At 71.8% G+C, this 6636-nt stretch carries 3 protein-coding genes; all 3 read left to right on the top strand.

The annotated features are described in order from the left end of the window. Positions 1-3169 (top strand): lantibiotic dehydratase (locus tag AN218_RS29485; RefSeq protein WP_216311820.1); only part of this gene is annotated, 3169 nt, incomplete at its 5' end. After that, positions 3166-4443 (top strand): lanthionine synthetase C family protein, encoded by a 1278-nt coding sequence (locus tag AN218_RS29480; protein ID WP_244900821.1) that lies wholly within the window; start codon positions 3166-3168, stop codon positions 4441-4443. The genes AN218_RS29485 and AN218_RS29480, both read left to right, overlap by 4 nt. Before the next feature lie 16 nt (positions 4444-4459). After that, positions 4460-6538 carry a methyltransferase, FxLD system gene (fxlM, locus tag AN218_RS29475; protein WP_070020137.1) on the top strand — a complete coding sequence of 693 codons (2079 nt, stop codon included), beginning with the start codon at positions 4460-4462 and terminating at the stop codon, positions 6536-6538. The last annotated feature ends 98 nt before the right edge of the window (positions 6539-6636 follow it).

Here is a 6636-nt window from a genome sequence, read left to right as displayed (position 1 = left end):
CGCGGCGAGGAGCCTCGCCGCGGACACCCCGGGGCCCCGCCCGAACCTCCAGGCCACAGCGGAGAGGCAGTTGATGGTGACAGCGATCGAGTACACGCCGTACTACCGGCCGCTGACGGCGGCGATGTGGCGGGCGAGCACCTACGGACCGGACAGGCACTTGCCACCCTGGCCCGGCGAGGCGGCCGACGCTGTCTCATGGCGGTCCTGGCTCGCGAGAGTGTGGGCGACCAGCCCTCTCGCCGAAGCCGTCACGCTGGCCAGCCCAGCCCTGGCCGACCGGATCGAGCAGACCCTTGGCGGGCGCGAACACGCTGTCACCGACCTGCGGCACATGGCCACTTCCCTGGCCCGGTACCTGATCCGCCTACGCGGCCGGGCCACCCCCTTCGGCACCTTCGCCGGAGTCGGCCCCCTCCACTTCGACGACAGAACCCGTCTGTCGTGGAACGACGACCACCGGCCCCGTGCGAGGGCCGACGCCGTTTGGCTCGCCGACATCATCGCCCGCCTCGAAGCGTCCCCGTCCCTGCGCGAGCAGCTACCTGTCGTCGTCAACAACGTGGCCGTCGAGCGCGGAGAGAAGCTGGTGGTGCCCTGGCAGCCCCACTTGGCCGCCGCCGTCCGCATCGTGGGCGAGGACGTGGCGGAGGTGACCGTACGACGAGTTCCGGTCGTGCGCACCATCTGCCAGGCAGCCCGCACTCCCGTCCCGGCCGGCGCCTTGGCCGACAAGGCCGCCGCCGAGCATCCCGGCGCGTCGCGCGACGCGCTGATGGGTGTGATGGACCAACTGATGGCCTCCGGCGTGCTGATCAGCAGCCTCCGCGCCCCAGGCACCTGCACTGACCCCCTCGGATGGTTACTGGGCGCCCTGGACGAGGCGGGCGCCGACGCCATGCCCGACGTGACGGCGGTGCACACAGAACTCCGCGCCCTTCACCACCAGATGAGCAGCCTTGGCCAGGCCGAAGCCTGGAGTAGCGAGCCGGACCGGCGCCTGGTCACGGACCGAATGCGGGTCCTGTCGAGCGTCACCGACCAGCCCTTGGCCGTGGACCTCTCGTTGAACGCCGACCTCGTGCTGCCCCACTCGGTGGCCATGGAAGCCGCCGAAGCAGCCCAAGCCCTGATCCGGCTCACTCCGCAGCCATCAGCAAGCACATCGTGGCGCGAGTACCACCGCGACTTCCTGGCCCGATACGGACCCGCAACCCCCGTTCCGGTCACCGAGCTGACCGACTCCGCCGGCGGGCTCGGCTACCCCCGCCACTTCACCGCCCCGACCTCCGGACGGGAGATCACACGACGGGACGAAGTCCTCCTCGCCCTCGCCCAACAGGCCGCCCTCGACCGCGTGAGCGAGATCGTCCTCAAGGAGACCGAGCTGGAACAGATCGGCCCCGCCCGCGACAGCGCGGCGCCCGTGTCAGCGGCGGACCTCTCGGCGGAAATTCGCGCCTCCTCCCAAGCAGCCCTCGACGAAGGAGAGTTCACCCTTGTCGTGAGCGGGTTCGGCCGCGCCGGGGCCACTACCGGGCGCTTCCTCGATGTACTGGACGACGGAGACCGGGATGAAACCACCGGCCTGCATCCGGTGGCACCGACCGGGATGGCCGGCGGCCTGGCCGCACAGCTCTCGTACCCTCCGAGGCACGTGGGCAGCGAGAACGTCCTGCGCGTGACGCCCGTACTGCCGCACGTCATCTCGCTGGCCGAACACCGCCACAGCGACGGGCATATCCCGCTGACGGACCTGGCCGTCGCCGCGGACTCCACGCGCCTGTACGTCGTCTCCCGCTCGCAACGGCGGGTCGTGGAGCCGATGCTGCCGCACGCCGGAGCCCGGCACACCATGCCGGATCTGGCGAGGCTGCTGTTCGAGATTCCACGCTCCACCCACCCAGCAGTCACAGCGTTCGACTGGGGCGCCGCCGCCTGCCTGCCCCACCTGCCGCGCGTGCGCTACGGCCGCAGCATCCTCGCCCCCGCCCAGTGGCGAATCGACCCCGCCGACCTTCCCGGGCCGAAGACCCCCACGAGGCAGTGGACGGCGGCCTGGCAGACGCTCCGCGGCCGCCGCCATCTGCCCGCCACCGTCGCGGTCGGGGACGGCGACCGCCGTCTACGGCTGAACCTGGATGAGGCCATGGACCTGGCGGTGCTGCGCCACCACCTGCACGCCGCCGACGGGCCGGTCACCGTGACTGAGGCGCCCAGCGGCGCGGAATACGGATGGTGCGGCGGCCGAGCCCACGAGATCATCATCCCCCTGATCGCGACAGCTCCACCCGCGGCGGCGCCGTCCTTCCTCACCCGCGTCCCGCCACCTGCGGCCGACAGCCGGGCTGGGGACGCAGTGGTGTTCGCGAAGCTGTACGGCCCGAGCGAAACGATCGACGACATCCTCACCCGGCACCTGCCCGCACTCCTGGCCCGCTGGGCCGAGCCGCCGCCGTGGTGGTTCGTCCGCTACCGGCACCCCCGCCCTCACCTGCGGCTGCGGGTGCGGGACGCCGACACCGCGCGGGCCGCAGGTCACCTCGCCGCCTGGGCAGGCAAGTTGCGGCAGGCGGGACTGGCCGGGGAGATCACTTTCGACACCTACAGGCCGGAGACCGGCCGGTACGGCACGGGTGATGCCATGGAGGCTGCCGAGCACCTATTCGCCACCGACTCCGCAGCTGTCCTCGCCCAGTTCGCCTTCCTGGCCGCTCACCAGGAGGTCCCGCCGCAGGCGCTGACCGCCGCGAGCATGGCCGACTTCACTGCCGCCGTCATCGGCAGCCGACAGGCAGGGCTGGACTGGCTGCTCGACCACCCCCAGTACGCCGACGGGGCCGGCGCCCAGGACCACCAGACGCGCCACCACACCCTCCAACTCGCCCGCGACGGGAGGCTGGAGACCTTGCCCTGCGGCAGCGACCTCGCTGCCGCCTGGGCAGCCCGCACCCGGGCGGCAACCAAGTACACCGCCTGCCTCACCGCCCCCGGCGGGCTCCCCGCTCCGGCGACGGTGCTCGGCTCGCTGCTGCACCTGCACCACGTCCGCGCCCACTCCCCCGGAGGAACCTCCGAGGCGACGACCTACAAGCTGGCCCGAGCTATCGCCCTCGCCAGCTCCGCACGCCACCCCGATCGACAACACAAGGGAGCGGGCGCACAGTGAGCGTGCGGGAGACCACGACAACCACGGCAGCAGCCCTGCGCGAACACGCCGCTACCGTCGCCGCCGAACTCGCCGACGCCCTGACCACCCCGCCGGACGTGAACTACGGCGACGACGTCCGGCCCGACAGCCCACGCTGGCGCGACCAGTCCCTGTCCAAAGGCGCCGCAGGCGTCGCAGTTCTGCACGGGCTGCGCGCCCAGCACGGCCTCGGCGGCACCGAGGCGATGCACGCATGGCTCGCCCGCGCCACCCGCGACGACCTGACCGCCGGGCCAGGGGCCGGTCTCTGGTTCGGCGCCCCGGCCGTCGGCTTCGCCCTCCACCTGGCCGCCCCCGGGCGCTACGAAGGCGCCCTTGCCCGCCTGGACGCCGCTGTCGCCCAACTCGTCCACACCCGGCTGACGCCTGCCGCCGAGCGGATGGATGCCGCACTGCGGCCCTCGCAGTACGAGTTCGACGTCACCCGCGGGCTCGCCGGGCTCGGCGCCTACCTGCTCAAGCGCGACCCCGGCGGTGACCTGCTCCGCCGCGTCCTCGCCTACATGGTTCGCCTCACCCGGCCCCTCCCGGCCGACGACGCCGCCGGAAGCCGCGCACCAGGCTGGTGGACCGCCGACATCCCCGCCAGCTCGCGCGACTCTGCGTTCGCGCACGGGCATGCCAACCTCGGCATGGCCCACGGCATCACCGGCCCCCTGGCCCTGCTCGCCCTCGCGATGCGCGAGGGCATCACCGTCGACGGGCACGCCGACGCCATCGAGACCATCAGCCTCCACCTGGACGTCTGGAGACAACCGTCCGTCGCCGGCCCATGGTGGCCCGAGCGGATCACCCTTGACGAAATGGAAGACGGCCGCCCCCACCGGAACGGACCTGCCCGCCCCTCCTGGTGCTACGGCACCCCCGGCATCGCCCGCGCCCAGCAACTCGCCGCCCTCGCACTGGGCGACACCGCCAGACAGCAGGCGGCCGAGCACGCCCTCGCCTGCTGCCTGGCCGATCCCGTCCAGCTCGCCCGCATCACCGACCCCGCCCTCTGCCACGGCTGGGCCGGAATCGTCGCCACGGCCTGGCACGCCGCAGCCGACGCCACCACCAGCCTCGACCACAGCCTGGACCGGCTGCTGGTCCGCCTCCTCGACCACGCCCGCGACACTGCCCGCGACCAAGCACCCGGACTCATCGAGGGCAGCGCGGGCACCGCCCTGACCCTGCACAGCATCGCCACCGGTACCACCGGCGGCTGGCCCACCTGCCTGTTGATCAACTAGCCCGAGGGAAACGCCTGTGACACGCGACGAACCCATCCCCGCCTGGCGGCAGATCAATCTGTCCAGCGACACCTGGCAGGCCGCCGAGGACTTGGCCGTCCGCAATCATCTGCCGCTGCTGGCCCAAGCCGAGGACGATGGAGCGATCTCCTCGTGGTGGTTCATCCGCAAGCGGGAAACCTGGCGCCTGCGCCTCCAGCCCGCCCCGGGACGCGACGAGGACACCGCCGCCCTCTTCACGCAGATGACCGAAGCTCCCGAACTGCGCGCTCACGCCTGCGACGTGGTGTACGAGCAGGAGACCTACCGCTTCGGCGGCGAACCCGCCATGGAGATCGCCCACCGCCTCTTCCACGCCGACAGCCGCCACATCCTCACGCACCTCGCCCGCGCCCGCGGCGGGCCGGATCACCGGCGCGAGATCGGCCTGCGGCTGGCCACCCGCATGATGCAGGCGGCCGGCCAGGACTTCTACGAGCAAGGCGACATCTGGACGGCCGTCGCCGAACACCGCGCCGCTGACGCCGCGGAGCCTTCCGCACCGCCCCTCGCCGGCGTTCAGATGCTCATCACCGCAGCCGACGATATCCCTGGCAGCCCCCTCAGCCAGACTCCCGCATGGCCCACGGCCTACGAGGACGCCGGAAAAGCCCTCGCCGAACTCGCCGGCGGCGGATCCCTGACCCGCGGCATACGCGCCGTCCTCACCGACCATCTGCTGTTCGCCTTCAACCGCCTCGGCATCAGCGCGGAGCACCAGGCCGCAATCGCCCGCGCAGCGAGCCGCATCATCTTTCACCGCCAGCCCAGCCACAGCACGGCCCCGCGAAGCTCCGAGGGCACCCCCGCTCAGCCCACTACAGTCAGGCCAGTGACCATGGACACCACCTCTACGCCGACCGCTGATCCCCGCGCCCTTCGCGACGCCCTCGTGGCCAAGATCGACAGCCTCGGCACCTTCCGCACCGAAGCCGTGAAGAACGCCTTCCGCACCATCCCGAGGCACGTCTTCCTCCCCGAGGTGGACCTCGCTACGGCCTACGCACCCAAGCAGGTAGTCACCAAGCGCGCGGCCGACAGCACCGCGATCTCCTCCGCCTCCAGCCCGAACATCGTCGCCACGATGCTCGAACAGCTCGAAGCCGCACCCGGACAAGGGGTCTTGGAGATCGGCGCAGCCACCGGCATCAACGCCGCCCTGCTGGCCGAACTCGTCGGCGAGAGCGGGCGAGTGGTCACTATCGAACTCGACGACGACCTCACCGAAGGCGCCCGCACCCACCTGACCGAAGCCGGGTACGAGCGCGTCACCGTGCTGTGCCGGGACGGCGCCCTCGGAGACCCCGACCGCGCACCGTACGACCGGATCATCGTCACCGCCGGGGCCTGGGACATCCCGGCCGCCTGGTGGTCCCAACTCGCGTCCGGCGGACGGATCGTCGTCCCCCTGCGACTGCACGGCAGCGGCCTGACCCGGTCCATCGCCTTCACCCGCACCGAAGACGACCGCATGGTCAGCACCAACGCAGCGGTGTGCGGGTTCGTCCCCCTGCGCGGTGCGGCCGAGATGGGCGAGATCCATGTCCGTCTCGCCGAGAACGCAATCCTCAAGGTCGACGCCGACGACCAGCCGGACCAAGCCGCACTGGCAGACGTCCTCACCTACCCCGCCCACCAGCAATGGACCGGCATCCACGTGCGCCATGACGAGCCCGCAGCCCACCTCGACCTCTGGCTCGCCACCATCGAGTCCGACCTGAGCTTCGGCAAGCTGTCCATCGGCCCAGCCGCCCGCGACCTCGGCCTGGCCGCCCCCGCCCTCCGCTGGTCCGGCGCCGCCCTGTACGACGGCGGCACCTTCGCCTACCTCACCGCCCGTCCCGTCAGCGACGACGCCGACGAACTGGGCATCACCACCCACGGCCCCGACGCCAACAAGCTCACCGCACAGGTCAGTGACCTCCTACACCGCTGGAGCCAGGAACGCCCCGCCCAACCCCTCATTACCGCCTACCCCGCCGCCACCGACGACGACCAGATCGAAGCCGGCGCCCAGATCGCGCGACCCGACACCCGCCTGACAATCGACTGGTAGTTGCCCCCACCCGGCAGCCGTCGACCCGAGCTGAGCCATGGAGCCCTGGCGGTGACTTCACCGTCACGCCTCCATGGCCCTTCTCCCCTCGTACCCCA

Source organism: Streptomyces nanshensis, from assembly GCF_001751255.1.
GTDB lineage: Bacteria > Actinomycetota > Actinomycetes > Streptomycetales > Streptomycetaceae > Streptomyces > Streptomyces nanshensis_A.
This window is presented reverse-complemented; position numbering and strand designations above follow the sequence as displayed.